The 14,919-nt window shown below is 72.8% G+C and carries 15 protein-coding genes; 4 read left to right on the plus strand and 11 right to left on the minus strand.

The genetic code is table 11. The features are described from left to right. Together AOK11_RS23390 and AOK11_RS23395 are read right to left on the minus strand one after the other, a co-directional pair. The coding region (locus AOK11_RS23390; RefSeq protein WP_055595697.1) for a class I SAM-dependent methyltransferase at nucleotides 1–642 on the minus strand (642 nt) is incomplete at its 3' end. Nucleotides 643–647: 5 nt separating this feature from the next. Next, on the minus strand, nucleotides 648–962 hold the full coding sequence (locus tag AOK11_RS23395; protein WP_055595698.1) for a 4a-hydroxytetrahydrobiopterin dehydratase: 315 nt from the start codon (nucleotides 960–962) through the stop codon (nucleotides 648–650). A 179-nt stretch (nucleotides 963–1,141) separates the two neighbouring features. Here AOK11_RS23395 and AOK11_RS23400 point away from each other — a divergent pair, with 179 nt between their 5' ends. Beyond that, nucleotides 1,142–1,984, plus strand: coding sequence for a helix-turn-helix domain-containing protein (locus AOK11_RS23400; RefSeq protein ID WP_055595699.1), 843 nt, complete (start codon nucleotides 1,142–1,144; stop codon nucleotides 1,982–1,984). Here the strand turns inward: AOK11_RS23400 and AOK11_RS23405 are convergent. After that, nucleotides 1,966–2,391, minus strand: coding sequence for a hypothetical protein (locus tag AOK11_RS23405; protein WP_055595700.1), 426 nt, complete (start codon nucleotides 2,389–2,391; stop codon nucleotides 1,966–1,968). The two genes, AOK11_RS23400 and AOK11_RS23405, sit on opposite strands and share 19 nt — an antisense overlap. Before the next feature lie 360 nt (nucleotides 2,392–2,751). On the opposite strand from AOK11_RS23405, the gene AOK11_RS23410 reads away from it, so the two are divergent. After that, nucleotides 2,752–3,615 (plus strand): helix-turn-helix domain-containing protein, encoded by an 864-nt coding sequence (locus tag AOK11_RS23410; RefSeq protein ID WP_055595701.1) that lies wholly within the window; start codon nucleotides 2,752–2,754, stop codon nucleotides 3,613–3,615. Here AOK11_RS23410 and dnaK read toward each other — a convergent pair. The 7 genes from dnaK to AOK11_RS23445 all read right to left on the minus strand — a co-directional run bounded on the left by dnaK (nucleotide 3,609) and on the right by AOK11_RS23445 (nucleotide 12,726). Then, a complete protein-coding gene (gene dnaK, locus AOK11_RS23415) occupies nucleotides 3,609–5,507 on the minus strand; it encodes a molecular chaperone DnaK (RefSeq protein WP_055595702.1) in 1,899 nt (632 codons plus the stop codon). The two genes, AOK11_RS23410 and dnaK, sit on opposite strands and share 7 nt — an antisense overlap. A 108-nt stretch (nucleotides 5,508–5,615) precedes the next feature. Beyond that, on the minus strand, nucleotides 5,616–6,344 hold the full coding sequence (locus AOK11_RS23420; RefSeq protein WP_055595703.1) for a glycerophosphodiester phosphodiesterase family protein: 729 nt from the start codon (nucleotides 6,342–6,344) through the stop codon (nucleotides 5,616–5,618). Between the two features lie 113 nt (nucleotides 6,345–6,457). Next, nucleotides 6,458–6,886, minus strand: coding sequence for an OsmC family peroxiredoxin (locus AOK11_RS23425; RefSeq protein ID WP_055595704.1), 429 nt, complete (start codon nucleotides 6,884–6,886; stop codon nucleotides 6,458–6,460). A gap of 100 nt (nucleotides 6,887–6,986) precedes the next feature. Further along, nucleotides 6,987–8,729, minus strand: a complete 1,743-nt coding sequence (locus AOK11_RS23430) for a vWA domain-containing protein (RefSeq protein WP_055595709.1) — start codon at nucleotides 8,727–8,729, stop codon at nucleotides 6,987–6,989. A 116-nt stretch (nucleotides 8,730–8,845) separates the two neighbouring features. Beyond that, nucleotides 8,846–9,907 (minus strand): ATP-binding protein, encoded by a 1,062-nt coding sequence (locus AOK11_RS23435; protein ID WP_055595705.1) that lies wholly within the window; start codon nucleotides 9,905–9,907, stop codon nucleotides 8,846–8,848. 153 nt (nucleotides 9,908–10,060) lie between these two features. Continuing rightward, nucleotides 10,061–12,136 carry a phage holin family protein gene (locus tag AOK11_RS23440; protein ID WP_055595706.1) on the minus strand — a complete coding sequence of 692 codons (2,076 nt, stop codon included), beginning with the start codon at nucleotides 12,134–12,136 and terminating at the stop codon, nucleotides 10,061–10,063. 188 nt (nucleotides 12,137–12,324) lie between these two features. Beyond that, on the minus strand, nucleotides 12,325–12,726 hold the full coding sequence (locus AOK11_RS23445; protein ID WP_055595707.1) for a hypothetical protein: 402 nt from the start codon (nucleotides 12,724–12,726) through the stop codon (nucleotides 12,325–12,327). 81 nt (nucleotides 12,727–12,807) lie between these two features. Here AOK11_RS23445 and AOK11_RS23450 point away from each other — a divergent pair, with 81 nt between their 5' ends. Continuing rightward, nucleotides 12,808–13,581, plus strand: coding sequence for an MBL fold metallo-hydrolase (locus AOK11_RS23450; protein ID WP_055595708.1), 774 nt, complete (start codon nucleotides 12,808–12,810; stop codon nucleotides 13,579–13,581). Nucleotides 13,582–13,637: 56 nt separating this feature from the next. Next, nucleotides 13,638–14,264 carry a DedA family protein gene (locus tag AOK11_RS23455; protein WP_107098658.1) on the plus strand — a complete coding sequence of 209 codons (627 nt, stop codon included), beginning with the start codon at nucleotides 13,638–13,640 and terminating at the stop codon, nucleotides 14,262–14,264. Nucleotides 14,265–14,300: 36 nt separating this feature from the next. On the opposite strand, the gene AOK11_RS23460 is transcribed toward AOK11_RS23455, so the two are convergent. After that, nucleotides 14,301–14,919: MBL fold metallo-hydrolase (locus tag AOK11_RS23460; RefSeq protein ID WP_206188908.1), on the minus strand; the 619-nt coding region annotated here is incomplete at its 5' end.

Genomic DNA, 14,919 nt, shown 5'->3' on the forward strand with positions numbered 1-14,919 from the left:
GGGGGAGCCGGGGGGCACCGTGACGAACCAGCCGCGACGCAGGTCGGCGATGGTGCGGCGGGGGCTGCGGCCCTGGCCGTGGCCCCGGAACACGGCCTGTCCGGCCGGAACCAGGCCGTGGTCGGCGGCGCAGGCCGCCACGTCGGCGGCGAGGTCGCGCGCCGGGCTGCGCGGGCGGGCGGAGAGGACGGCGTCGATGTCGCTGCCCACGTTGTGCGAGGCGGCCTTGTCGACGGTGGTGACGTAGACCCCGCCGGGTCGCAGGACCCTGGCGCACTCTTCGACGAGGGCCCGCACGTCCTCGGGGCCGGACTGGAGGTGCAGCAGCCACACGCTGACGGCGGCGTCGAACCGGGCGTCGCCGAACGGCAGTCTCCGGCTGTCGGCGCGCACCACGGCGCCAGGCAGACGGGCCGCCGCGATCCGGGTCATCGACGCGGCGAGGTCGACTCCGGTCACCCGCAGGCCCGCGCGGGCCGAGGCGAAACGCCGGGTCACGATGCCGGTGCCACAGGCGATGTCCAGCAGGTCGCGCGCCCACAGGGGGATCAGGTCCAGCACCGCCTGCGCGGCGGCCGCGGCCCGGGGCTCACCGCCGCGTGAGGCGTCGTACCGCCCCGCTTCCTCGTCGTAGTCGAGCACACACCTCAGTGTGCACCGTGACCGGGCGCCAAGTCCTCTATTTTGTGGGCCAGTTCGACGTCCTTCGCGGTGACGGCGCCTCCCGCGCTGTGCGTTTGGACGGCGACGGACACGGTGTTGTAGCCGAGGGTGAGGTCGGAGTGGTGGTCGAGTTCCTCCTGCACCTGGGCGACGTGCACGACCATCGCGGTCGCCGCGAAGTGGGAGCCGAGCCGGTAGGAACGGGTGAGCCGGCCGTCGTCGAGCGACCAGCCCGGCAGGCCGGCCAGCCGGTCCTCGATCTCCTGCGGCGACAGCGGTTCGGCGGATTCGGCGGGCATGGGCTGCGCTCCTCCTCTGTCCCCCTCCCTGGCGGTCGGGGTTCTCCTCCGCCCAGCGTGCCACAGGACGTGCCGCCGGGCCCTGCGCAAGAAGCCGGAAGGGGGCAGGAGGGAGGCGGAAGGGAGGCCAGGGAGGTGCGGGCTCCCGCTCGCGGCGTCCTCTCGGCTACCGTCCCGGCATGAGCACTCTCCCGCCCGGTACCACTCCCGCCACTGCCGGAGGCGTGGGTCCGCTGCTGCGGGCCTGGCGGGAGCAGCGTCGGGTCAGTCAGCTGGAGCTCGCGCTGCGCGCGGACTCGTCCGCCCGGCACATCAGCTTCATCGAGACCGGCCGCTCCCGGCCCAGCGAGCAGATGGTGCTGCGGCTGGCCGAGCACCTGGACGTCCCGGTACGGGAGCGCAACGCACTGCTGCTGGCGGCCGGTTACGCGCCCCGGTTCCCCGAGACCCCGCTGGACGATCCGGCGCTGGACGCGCTGCGCGAGGGCATCGAGCGGCTGATCGGCGGATACGAGCCGTATCCGGCACTGGTCGTGGACGCGATGTACGACGTCGTGGCCGCCAACCGCGGGGTCATGATGCTGTTCGACGGCGTGCCGGAGTCGCTGCTGGTGCCGCCGCTGAACGCGGTGCGGCTCACGCTGCACCCGCAGGGCCTCGCGCCCCGGATCCGGAATCTGCGGGAGTGGCGCGGCCACCTGCTGGAGCAGATGGAGCGGCAGATCGCGCTCCGCCGCTCCGCACCGCTGCGGGCGCTGTACGAGGAGGTCGCGGCGTTCCCGGTGCCGGAGGCCGGGCCGGGTGAGGGAGCGGGGGACGCGGGCGGATCGGAACAGTCCGCCCCCGTGGCGTACTTCGCGCTGCCGATGAGGATCGAGCACGAGGGCCAGATCCTGTCGTTCGTGTCGTCGATCTCCACCTTCAACACACCGATGGACGTGACCGTCGCCGAACTGGCCGTGGAGACGCTCCTCCCGGCCGATCCGGCGACGGCCAAGTACCTTCATTCCTGGCTGAGTTGACGCGACTTCAGGGACCTGTGCTGGAGCAGGGCGAAGCCGGCCACGACGAGCGCCTGGAGGACCGCCCACACCGCGCCCGCCGTGCTCGGCTCGAGCCACAGCACGAGGGCGGCGCAGCTCACCACCGCCCAGGCCAGGTTGACCTCGACGACGGCCCGGACCCCGAACGCCGGCGGATGCCTGCGCGAGGCCAGCAGACCCACGGCGGCCGCGTACACCGCGAGGAAGGCGCCGAGCCCGGCCAGCAGACCCGAGCCGACGCCGAGGAAGCGGCCGAGCGGGCCGGAGAGGGAGAGGTAGGCGAGCGCGTTGACGCCGGTCACGGCGGCGTCGAGGACCAGGAGCCGGCGCAGCACGGACTGCGGGCCGGAGGTCCGGGCGAGTGAGGCAGGCTGGGTCGCGGACATGACGAATCACCCTCCGTCAGGATCGGGGTCGGGGTCGGGGTCTCACCGGGTCGGTGGCGGGCCTCGGGTCACCACTGCGGGCTGGGTCGCGGTGGCCGCATACGCCATGCAAGATGCCGGATATCGCACACCTTGCGCGCGGCCGGATCACGGGACGGATCCGGACCGGGTCCCGGACCGGAGTGCGCCGGCCCGGAACCCGGTGCGTCCACGATCCCGCCCGCAGCGGGTCGCGGTCGATTACCCGGGACGTCATGCCCCGGGCGCCCGGGAACAGGGGCGCCCGGCCGTTACTCGTGAGAAGGTCGGACGGGCATGGCAGACTGATCGCGTGTTGTGGGGGCGTTGGGGAGACGTGGCGTGAGTGAACGGCGGGCCGCACCCACGGTGGGCCAAGTGGTGCTCGGCAGGCGGCTGCAGGAACTGAGGGAGACGGCGGGTCTCACCCGGGAGGAGGCCGCCCGGGTCCTGCGGGTGGCTCCCGCCACCGTCCGGCGGATGGAGACGGCCGAGGTCGCGCTGAAGATCCCGTACATCCAGATCCTGCTGACGGCGTACGGGGTGTCCCAGGGCGAGGCGGCCACCTTCATCGGGCTCGCGGAGGACGCGAACCGTCCGGGCTGGTGGCAGCGGTTCCACGACGTGCTGCCCGAGTGGTTCAGCCTGTACGTGAGCCTCGAGGGCGCTGCCCGGGTCATCCGGTCCTACGAGCCGCACTTCGTGCCGGGGCTGCTGCAGACGGAGGACTACGCGCGTGCCGTCCTGGAGGCCGGGACGATCGGGAGCCAGGGGCCGGAGGCCGTCGAGCGGCATGTGTCGCTGCGGCTGGAGCGGCAGCGGCTCCTGGAGCGCCGGGACCCGCCCCACCTGTGGGTGATCGTGGACGAGACGGTCCTGCGGCGCCCGGTGGCCCGGGACGGCCGGGTGATGCGCGAGCAGTTCGACAAGTTGCTGGAGTGGTCCGAGCGGGACCGGATCACGCTCCAGGTGGCCGAGTTCGCCGACGGCCCGCACCCGGGGACGTACGCGCCCTTCTCGCTGTTCCGGTTCGCCGAGCCGGAACTGCCCGACATGGTGTTCACCGAGTACCTGACCGGCGCCCTGTACCTGGACTCCCGCAAGGAGGTCTCGGTGCACCTGGAGGTGCTGGACCACATGACGGCGCGGGCCGCCTCCTCCGAGCACACGCAGAAGCTGCTGCGGGAGTTCCGGGACGGCTACTGAGCGCCGCCGCGCCCGTCCTGTCCGCGGCTCCCGGCGCGGCCGTCGCCTTCGTCGCCTTCGTCGTCGACGATCTCCGCGTCGACGACACCTTCCTCCTCCTGCGGTGAGGTGTGCTGCCCGGTGTCGCCGGTGGACTCCTGACCGGCCTGGGCGTACATCGCCTGGCCCATCCGCTGGCTGACGGCGGCGAGTTTCTCGACGCCGGCGCGCAGGGCGGCGGTGTCGGCGGACTGCTCCAGCAGGGGCTTCAGCTCGGCGACGGCGGCCTCCACCTCGGACCTGGTGCCGGCGGGGATCCGGTCCTCGTTGTCCCGGATGAACTTCTCGGTCTGGTAGACGAGCTGCTCGGCCTGGTTACGGGTCTCGGCGGCCTCCCGGCGCCGGCGGTCCTCGTCGGCGTACTGCTCGGCCTCGCGCATCATGCGGTCGATGTCGTCCTTGGGCAGCGCCGAGCCGCCGGTGACGGTCATCTTCTGCTCCCTGCCGGTGGCGAGGTCCTTGGCGGAGACGTGCATGATGCCGTTGGCGTCGATGTCGAAGGCCACCTCGATCTGCGGGACGCCGCGCGGCGCCGGGGGCAGACCGGTCAGGTCGAACATACCGAGCTTCTTGTTGTACACCGCGATCTCGCGTTCGCCCTGGTAGACCTGGATACCGACCGAGGGCTGGTTGTCGACGGCGGTGGTGAAGGTCTCCGAGCGCCGGGTGGGGATGGTCGTGTTGCGTTCGATCAGCTTGGTCATGATGCCGCCCTTGGTCTCGATGCCGAGGGACAGCGGAGTGACGTCGAGGAGCAGCACGTCCTTCACGTCGCCGCGGATGACGCCCGCCTGGAGGGCCGCGCCGACGGCGACGACCTCGTCCGGGTTGACACCCTTGTGCGGGTCCTTGCCGGTGAGTTCGCGGACCAGGTCGGTGACGGCGGGCATGCGGGTGGAACCACCGACGAGGATGACGTGGTCGATCGCGGAGAGTTTCACCCCGGCGTCCTTCACGGCCTGGTGGAAGGGCGTCTTGCAGCGCTCCAGCAGGTCGGCGGTGAGTTCCTGGAACTGGGCCCGGGTGAGCTTCTCGTCCAGGTGCAGCGGGCCGTCGGCGGAGGCCGTGATGTAGGGCAGGTTGACGGTGGTCTCGGAGGAGGAGGACAGCTCGATCTTCGCCTTCTCGGCGGCCTCCCGCAGCCGTTGCACGGCCATCTTGTCCCGCGCCAGGTCGATGCCGTACTGGCTCTTGAAGCGCTGGGCGAAATGGTCGAGGAGGCGCTGGTCCCAGTCGTCGCCGCCGAGATGGGTGTCACCGTTGGTGGCCTTCACCTCGATGACCCCCTCGCCCATCTCCAGGAGCGACACGTCGAAGGTTCCGCCGCCCAGGTCGAAGACGAGGACGGTCTGCTCGCTCTCCTTGTCCAGGCCGTAGGCGAGGGCCGCCGCCGTGGGCTCGTTGATGATCCGCAGGACCTTCAGTCCGGCGATCTCCCCGGCCTCCTTGGTGGCCTGCCGCTGGGCGTCGTCGAAGTACGCCGGTACGGTGATCACGGCGTCGGTGACGTCCTCGCCGAGGTAGGCCTCGGCGTCCCGCTTCAGCTTCTGCAGCACCCGGGCGGACAGCTCCTGCGCCCGGTAGCGGGTGCCGTCCACGGAGCCCTGCTCCGGGAAGTGCCACTGTCCGTCGCCCATGTGACGCTTGACCGAGCGGGCGGTGCGGTCGACGTTCGTCACCGCCTGCCGCTTGGCGACCTCGCCGACGAGCACCTCACCGTTCTTGGCGAAGGCCACGACGGAAGGGGTGGTCCTGGCGCCCTCCGCGTTGGTGACGACCGTGGACTCACCGCCCTCCAGCACGGCCACCACCGAGTTCGTGGTTCCCAGGTCGATTCCGACCGCACGTCCCATCGCTGTCCCCTTCCGTCAGGGCACACCTCTCCGGCCTTCTGGACTTCCAGCACAAAACTTGAGTGCGCCGTTGTCAATAGTTTGCCTGGGTGGTTTGTCAATCACCTCTCAGGCGCTCGCTGCACGCAGTTGCACGGCGCGCCGGGGGCGGTCGGTGATCAGTACGTCCACGCGCCGGTCGGCGAGGAAGGCGCGCATCGGGGCGTCGTCATTGACCGTCCACACCATGGTGAACAGTCCGTTGCGGGCCGCCTCGCGGAGCGCCCCGCCCCGCGCGAGGCGCTGGTGCGCCGCGATCCCGCGGGCGCCGCAGGCGCGGACCCGCCGCATGGGCAGCAGTTCACTCAGCCGGGTGCGCGCCAGCCGGGTCCGCGGGATCCCGGTGCCGTTCCGGCCGAGGGAGAGCGCGGTGCGTACGCCGGGGAAGGCCTCGGTGATCGCGGCGACGGAACGGTCCTCCAGGCTGGTGGCGACGAAGCCGTCCCGGCCGAGCAGGGCGATCGCGCGGCCGATCAGCTCCCGCTCGTGACCGGTCTCCTTCAGGTCCAGATGCCCGACGAGTTTTCCGGCGATCAGCTCCATGACGTCGTCCACGACGGGTACGGCGTACCCGGCGTGTTCGCAGAGCCCGGCGTGGGTGAGTGCGGCCAGCGGCGGGCCGGTGCGTCCCGCGCGGGCGTCGTGGTGGACGACGAAGACTCCGTCGGCCGTGCGCCGCACGTCGAACTCGACGTACTCCGCGCCGGACCGCAGGGCGTCCTCGTAGGCCTCACGGGTCGCGGGCGCGGTGCGTTCGGAGCCTCCCCGGTGCGCGGATACGGCGGGCCGTGACGTCATACGGGTCGTCTCCCTGTGATCGGGGCCCGGATTCCGGAGGCGGATGCGGACGCGACACAGGCCGCCCCTGCGGAGCGGCCTGCGGATGTCCTGCGGGTGCGGCGAGCGGGTGGTCAGGAGAGCTTCGCCGTCAGAGTGATCTCGGTGCCCTTCAGCGCCTGGCTGACCGGGCAGTTGACCTTGGCGTCCTCGGCGGCGGCGAGGAAGGCCGCCTCGTCCAGGCCGGGGACGGTGCCCTCGACCGTGAGGTGGATGCCGGTGATGCCCTCGCCGGGCACGAAGGTGACGTCGGCGGAGGTCACCAGGCGGGTCGGCGGGTTGCCGGCCTTGTCGAGGATGTTGGAGAAGGCCATCGAGTAGCAGCTGGAGTGCGCGGCGGCGATCAGCTCCTCGGGGCTGGTTTTGCCGTTCGCCTCCTCCGCACGCGACGCCCAGGTGACCGGCTGCTCGCCGATGCTGCCGGAGGAGTCGAACGTGACGACCCCGCTGCCCTTGATGAGGTTGCCTTCCCAAACGGTGTGCGCGGAGCGTGTGGCTGCCATGACTGTTCCTTCCAAATGTCCGGACGTGGTGTCCGGTCCGTGCTCGGTCCGGGGACCCGTGTCACCGGGTTCCCATCCCCCCATCTGATCACACTCCGTGTCAACTGACGTGGAAGACGGGTCCCTTCGAAGTGAACGGCAGCCGCGCGCCGCGCGGGATCAGGTAGGCGTGTTCCCGCCGTACCCGCAGCACGTCGCACCAGCCGTCGGTGATGACGAGGACCGGTGCGGTCCTCGGGAAGTCGTCCGCGCGCTGGAGCAGGTCGATGCCGGGCTGGAGCACCGTGCCGCCGCGCCCGCGGACCCGGACCCGTCCGGCGATCTCGGTGACGGGCAGATAGCCGGCGTCGTGCGGCGCCGCGTCGCAGAACACCACGCGGGCCGCCGGTACGTCGCGGGCCTCGGCGTAGGAGGCGATGGCGCCGAGCGCCTTGCCGAGCAGGACCCGGCTCATCGAGCCGGAGGTGTCCAGGACGACGCCGAAGGTACAGCGGGAGACCTCCTCGGGCGGGAAGTACCTGCCGGCACGCGGGATGCCGGGGGTGGACGCCTGGCGGCGCGCGGGACGGGCGTAGGTCCGTACGGGTTCGGGGCGGGGCACGTACTCGTCGAACCAGCGGGCGAGCCGCGCGTCCCAGGGCAGCGGTGGATGGCTGAGCGCGCGGATCTCCTCGACCAGTCCGCCGGGCAGGAGGCCGCGGCCCTGGCGCTGGTGCAGGTCCAGGCCCTGGGCGAGGCCTCGGCGGTAGAACTCGTCCAGGTCGACGCCGTGGCAGGACGGGTCGAGCGGTCCGAGGCTGCCGTCGAGGATGTCGCCGAGGCCCTTGCCGCGCAGGGTGGCCAGGCGCCGCATGCGTCGCTGGTCGTCGACGATGCGGTCGTAGACCTCCTCGGCGGACAGCCCGGCGAGCCGGGGGTCGTGGAGCAGGCCCTCGGGCATGGTGCCGATGCCCATCTCCTCCAGCCACCCGTTGATGACGTAGTCGCAGGCGACGTTGAACAGGTACGGGTCGCGTCCGCCGCGGCGGTCGCCGTGGCGCAGGGCGGCGTGGAGCATCTCGTGGGCCAGGACGAAGCGCCATTCCTCGTCCTCCAGCTGCCGCAGCGGGTTGACGTAGATCTCGCCGGCCTCGGCGTCGACGGCGGCGACGGAGATGTCGTGGGCGCGGGCGAGTTCGGCGTCGGCGACGAGGGTGATGCCGGCCGCGATGCCGCCGAGCAGGGGATAGGAGGAGACGAACCAGCTCAGCGCCCTGGCCCAGGGGCGCAGCACGGCCGGTTCGCCGTCCGGGCCGGGGCTGCGTCCGCCCGCCAGGTCCATCGCGGCGGACACGGCGCGGGTCAGGGCGGTGGCGAAGGCGAGCTGCTGGTCCGGCGGCTGTCCCCACCAGCCGTCCCAGGGCACGAGGAGCAGGTCCGGCTCGCCGCCGGCGGTGCCGCAGCGTTCGTAGGCGGCGGGCAGGCCGTCCCTGCGCCACCGGGCGGCGAGCTGTTCCTCGTCGCCGTCGGGGTAGGAGGCCGGCAGGTCCTCGGGGGCCGTGCCGATGGTGTGCCCGAGCAGGAAGCGCTCGACGACGACGCAGCGTGCGGCGAGGTCGTGGCGGTCGGGCTGTTCCCGTGGGCCCTTGGCGGCGGGGACGTGGCCGAAGCCGAGGTGGAGGACGGCGTGCGCGAGGGCCCGGGCCCACTCGCCGGGGTCGGCGAGGCGGTCCGGGTGGGCGTGCAGCACGGCGTCGGAGTCGGTCCGCAGCAGGCCGTGGCGGGGGGCGAGGTCGCAGTCCTCGTCGCGGCAGACGGTGAACTCGACCGCGGCAAGTGCCGGGTCGGCCGTCAGCATCCGCATCCCCTCGGCGAAGGCGGCGGCCGCGGCCTCCCGCTTCCGCTCCCCCTTGGTCCCCTTGCCGCCTTTGCCTCCCTTGCTCCCCCGCTTGCCCGTGCCGCCCTGCTGCCCGGGGCGGGTCATCGGCGGGCCTCCACCAGGCGGGGCATGTCACGGGCCGCCTCGACCAGGAACCAGGACGGCAGGACCGGGTTGCCGTCGGCGTCGGAGGCGATGACGGTCTGGGCGACCTCGACGGAGATCTCGGCGAGCTGCACCAGCAGCGCCTTGGCCCGGTACGCGGTCTGCCGGCCGGTGGCCGACATGTGCGCCTTGTCCGCGGGCAGTTCCTTGACGAGCCGGCCGCGGAACGAGTCGGCGAGGTAGTACAGCAGGTCGCGGTCCTCGGTGCGGTGCGGCCAGCGGGCGTCGCCCTTGAGGACGGCCTCGATGCCGAAGCGGCTGCGCACGATCCTGACGTAGCCGCAGAAGGCGGTGGCGTGCGCGGGAGTGAGCGTGCCGTGGGCGAGGACCTTCAGGGTGTCCTCGTCGAGGTCGGGGCCGAAGGAGTGCAGCGCGTCGGAGAGCATGTGCCAGGAGCGGGGCGTGGAGAACGGCTCCTCGGTCTTCGGCGGCTTGGACCACAGGTGGTCGGGCCGGTCGGTGAGGTGGTCCACGACCCACGGGTGGATGCCGTTGTTCCCGGCCCACACCAGCCAGTCCCCGGCGGAGGCCTCCAGGTGCACGTGGGTGAGGCGGTTGACGAGCGCGGAGGCGATGGGGCGGGCGAGCGCGTTGTCGGTGGCGCGGTTGCCGGCGCCGATGACGAGGGAGCCCTTGGGCAGTTCGTAGGCGCCGATACGGCGGTCCAGGATCAGGGAGTAGAACGCCTTCTGCACATCGGGCGTGGCCGCGTTCAGCTCGTCCAGGAACAGGCAGTACGGCTCGTCGCGGGCGATCGCCTCGGGCGGGCAGAACACCGAGCGGCCGTTCCGGATCTGCGGTACGCCGATGAGGTCCTCGGGGGCGAGCTGGGTGCCCAGCAGGCTCACGCACTCCAGCCCCAGGGACTCGGCGAACTCCCTCACCAGGGAGGACTTGCCGATGCCCGGCGCACCCCAGAGGAACACCGGCCGTACGGTCGCGAGGCCGAGCAGCAACTCCGGGACGCGGGCGGGGGTGATGGTGACGGCTGCCTGCACGCGGGGGCTTCTCCTCTTCGCGCCTGAGCCGGCGCCGCTTTCACGGATGTGGTCGTTCGCCGTTGAGGTTCTCAAGCGGTGGTTGCGTTCGTCACGTGAATATTTTTCGGTCGTCCGATCATGAGTGGGGGTGGCGTCCCCCGCAGGCCGGGCTCAGGCGGCCCGTTCCCGGCGCGGGTCGGCCGGCAGGTGCGATTCGTCCGACTCCTCCAGCCAGCGGCGCAGTACGTGGTGCACCTGCTCGGCGCCGGCGAGCTCCTCCCCGGCGGCGACCGGCGCGGACAGCGCGACCGGGGACAGCAGGAAGGGACGGGACTGGGCGCCGCCGAGGCCCCCGTGGGAGCCGATCTGCTCCTCGAAGGCGAGCACCTCGCCGTCGACGGGGTCGTGGGAGGAGTTGACCATGATGTCGGCGGTGTGCGGGAAGGAGTGGGTGCGGCGTACGGCGTCGGCGGCGCCCGGCCCGAACGCGGCGAGCGGTCCGGGACGGTCGTCGAGTTCGTCCAGGGGGACCTCCGCGCCGTGCGCGCCGAGCACGACGCCGCCGCGCCGTTCGCTGCGGACGAGCAGGAAGCCGATGCCGGGGTGGTTGGCGAGGGTCGGCAGCAGGGCGGGGTGGCGGGCGTCGATCTCCTCCTTGGTCATCCGGTGCGGCACGTCCGGGAAGGAGACCAGGCCGAGGTTGCCGGAGGCCAGGACGACGGGTTCGGAGGCCCGTGTGGGGCGGTGCTGCTCGATGCCCTCCTCGACCGGGCGGCGCAGCGCCGCCCGGACCGCCGCGCGGGCCTCGGCGCCGCTGCGGGTGCGCCGGGCGCGGCGCGGCACGGGCAGTCCGCAGCCGGCCCGCACCAGGTCGCCGAGGGTGAGGCCGTAGCGGGAGCGGAAGGTCTCGCCGGGACTCTGGCCGTGGTCGGAGAGGACCACGATCCGGTACGGGCGAGGGGCGTGTGCGGCGACGTGCTCGATCAGGGCGAGGGAGCGGTCGAGGCGTTGCAGGACCTTCTCGGCGTCCCGGCTGGTGGGTCCGGAGTGGTGGGCCACCTCGTCGTAGGCGACCAGGTCGGCGTAGACGGAGGTGCGGCCGGCGAGCAGGTCGCCCATGACGGCGGAGACGACCACGTCCCGTTCGACGACGGTCGCGAAGGCCCGTACGAAGGGGTAGAGCCCGCCGCGGGACACGCGCGGGAGCTGTTTGCTCCACCGGGCTCGGGTGGACTGGCCGATCTCGCGGGCCACCTCGGCGGCGAAGGACAGGGCGGTGCGCACGGCGTTGGCCGGGTCGGAGAAGTAGGCGAAGTAGCCGGAGCGGGAGCGGTTCTCGCGGCTGCGGCGGCGGGCGGCTATGGACAGCACCAGGGCCTGTTCGTCGGCGCCGCCGCTGAACAGGTTGCCGCGGCTGGCGCCGTCGTCGGCGAGCAGGCCGGGGTGTCCGGCGTACCGGGCGGCGCGCTGCTGGAGTTCCACCGCGCTGCTGGGGCGGTTGCAGACCATCACCTCCCGGCGGTCCTTCTCGTACCAGCGGAAGGCGGGGACGTCGTGGTTGTTGCCGTGCAGGATGCCGAGCTGGCTGGCGCCGGTCTGGCTGGACCAGTCGGTGCGCCAGGGGGTGAGCCGGTGGGAGTGGGGAAGGACGGCGTCGTGGGTGCCGAGCCAGCGGGCGACGGTCGGCATCAGGCCCTGGTCGACCGCGTGCAGCAGGACGTCGTGGCCGACGCCGTCCAGTTGCAGGAAGACGGTGCCGGGGGTGGCCGGGACGGGCGGTGTGGAGCGCCGGCGGCGGTCGGCTAGGCGGTAGAGGCGGCGGCGGTAGGCGGCGTCGTCGCGCACGGCAAGGGCGGCTCCGGTGGCGGAGGCGACGGCGGACATCACGGCGGCGACCACGATCGCGGTCTCCCAGGCGGCGGTGCCGCGCTCGACCGGGGTGATCCGCAGCGCCACCAGCAGGAGCGCGCCGTTGAGGAAGAACACCAGCAGGCCGAGGACGAGCGCCGGTACGAGCAGCAGCAGGCGCACCAGCAGCGGCCACACCAGCGCCGACAGCAGGCCGAAGGCGCCGGCGCCGAACGCGGCGGTGACCGCGATGTCGGTGGCGCTGTCGCCGTCGGCGGAGCGCAGTCGGAAGTCGGGGAGGATGCCGGCGAGCACCAGCATGGTGAGGGTGGCGACCGCCCACACCGTGACGCTCCGCCCGATCTGACTGGCGATCCGTCGCCACCGCACGCCACTCACGCCCAGTCCACCTCACGTCCCGGCCCGTTGCCGCCAGGGCGGCCTGCGCACCGGACCCTGCCCGTGCCCACACCCTGCCACAACGCCCGGACGGGCCGTTTCGTCCCCCGGAAACCGAGGGGCGAAACCGTGCGACCGGAAACGGGTGATCGGAAACGGGCGGTGACCCGGAGCCGGGCGGGCGGGCCTCAGCGGCCGTCGTAGCCCGCGGTCGGCATGGACAGGCGGCGGTGCACCCGGGCCTTCATCGCGGCGTCGTACAGCGGTTCGGCGTGGCCGACGGTCTCCACGCGCACCCCGCGCCGCGCGCACTCGGCGGTGAACTCCTCGACGGAGGACAGGGCGCTCTCCAGTACCCGGCGGCTGGGTGCCACGAACAGGTCGGAGCCGGGCCGTACGCCGTCCCACAGCACGCAGTGGTCGGGGCGGAGGCCGCGCACCAGCAGTTCCCGGGTCACCACGTACCCGCGTTCGGCGGCCCAGCGGGCGCACATGGCGTGCTGGCTGCGGGAGTCCACGAGGAAGGGATCGGCGTCCAGTTCCTCCAGCGGCGTCAGACTCGCGATCGCGATCACCCGCACCGGCCCCATGGCGCCTCCTCACCTCCGGACTTCGTCGCCGACCCTACTCCTGCGCGTAGGCTTCGGGCAGTCGCAGAAGGAGGCGGAGCGGTGCCGGTGGAGATCACCTGGTGGGGTCACGCCACTTGTACGGTCGAGGATGCGCACACGCGTGTGATCACCGATCCCCTGTTCGCCCGCCGGCTCGCGCATCTGCGGCGCCGCCGCGGCGCCCTGCCTCCGCCGAGCGCCCGGAACGCGGACGTGGCGCTGGTCTCCCATCTGCATGCCGACCATCTGCATGTGCCGTCGCTGGCCCTGCTCGCCCCCCACACGCACCTGCTCGTGCCCCGGGGCGCACGCCGTGCGGTGCCGGCGCTGCGCCGGCTCTCGCATCTCAGGGTGAGCGAGGTGACGCCCGGCGATGTGCTGACGGCCGGCGGTCTGGTGGTCCGGGTGGTGCCCGCCCGGCACGACGGGCGGCGGCTGCCGCTCGGACGGCACCGCTCCCCCGCCCTCGGCTACGTCCTGGAGGGCGAGGCGCGGACGTACTTCGCCGGTGACACCGGACTGTTCGACGCGATGGCCGAGGTGGTCGGCCCGGTCGACGTGGCGCTGCTGCCGGTGGGCGGCTGGGGTCCGTATCTCGGGGAGGAGCATCTGGACGCGGCGCGCGCGGCCGAGGCGCTGGCCCGGCTGGGGGCGCGCAACGCGGTGCCGGTGCACTACGGCACGTACTGGCCGATCGGCATGGACGCCGTGCGTCCGCACGAATTCCACTCGCCGGGCGACGAGTTCGTGCGGCGGGCGGCCGAGCGGGCGCCCGGGGTACCGGTGCACCGGCTGGGGCACGGGGAGAGCGTGCGCCTGGGGGTCCCACGGTGATCCTGCCCGCCGCCCTGATACAGGCGGCCGGTGTGCCCCTGTCCGCCCTGTCCGCCGTGGCCCCGTCGGCGGCCGTGCCGGCGACGGTGGTTCCGGACACCACCCAGCAGGCGATCGGTTACCCCTCACTGTTCCTGCTGGTGCTGATCGGGGCGCTGGTACCGGTGGTGCCGACCGGGGCGCTGGTCAGTTCGGCGGCGGTGGTCGCCTTCCACCGGGCGGCGCCGATCTCGATGCTGCTGGTGTTCGCGACGGCGTCGCTGGCCGCGTTCCTCGGGGATGTGGCGCTGTACTGGCTGGGCCGGCGCGGGATGCGGTCGCGGAACGGCTCGCGCTGGCTGGAGGCGATCCGGGCGCGGGCGCCGGAGGACCGGCTGACGCAGGCGCAGGAGAAACTCGCCGATCACGACGTGACGGTGCTGGTGCTGTCCCGGCTGGTGCCGGCGGGGCGCCTTCCGGTGATGCTGGCCTGCCTGATCGCCGAATGGCCGGTCCGCCGCTTCGTCCGCGGCAATCTGCCGGCCTGTCTGGCCTGGGCGGCGACGTACCAGCTGATCGGCGTCCTCGGCGGCTCGCTGTTCGCCGAGCCCTGGCAGGGGGTGCTCGCGGCGATCGTCCTGACCGTCCTGATCAGTGTGGCCCCGAGCGTCTGGCGCCACCTGCGGGGGCCGGCGGAGCAGTGAGTCGCCGGCCGTCCCCCGGCCGGTGCGTCGCGGTGGTCAGTCCAGGACGCGGGAGCCGCCCACCGGCAGGTCCCAGAGGTGCTCGCGGGGCAGGTCCGCCTGCTCCCAGGCGGCACGGACGCGGGTGAGGGGTTCCAGCACCGGTTCGGCGGAGAGGACGAACGTCGCCCAGTGCATGGGCGCCATCCGGCGCGCGCCGAGGTCCCGGGCGGCGCGGACCGCCTCCTCCGGGTCGCAGTGGACGTCCCTGAGCCACCAGCGCGGCTCGTAGGCGCCGATGGGCAGCAGGGCGAGGTCGATCCCGGGGTAGCGGCGGCCGATCCGGGAGAACCAGTGTCCGTAGCCGGTGTCGCCGCCGAAGTAGACGCGCTGTCCGTCGGAGTCGGTGAGCACCCAGCCGCCCCACAGTGAGCGGCAGGTGTCGGTCAGGGTGCGCTTGGACCAGTGGTGGGCGGGGACGAAGTCGAAGCGGACGCCCTTCAGCTCGGCGGCCTCCCACCAGTCCAGTTCGGTGACGCGGGTGAACCGGCGGCGGTGGAACCAGCCGGCGAGCCCGGCCGGCGCGAACACCGGGGTGTCGCGCGGGAGCCGGCGCAGTGTGGGGGCGTCGAGGTGGTCGTAGTGGTTGTGGCTGATGGCGACCGCGTCGACGCGG

The sequence above is a fragment of the Streptomyces hirsutus genome (assembly GCF_001418415.1).
GTDB lineage: Bacteria > Actinomycetota > Actinomycetes > Streptomycetales > Streptomycetaceae > Streptomyces > Streptomyces hirsutus.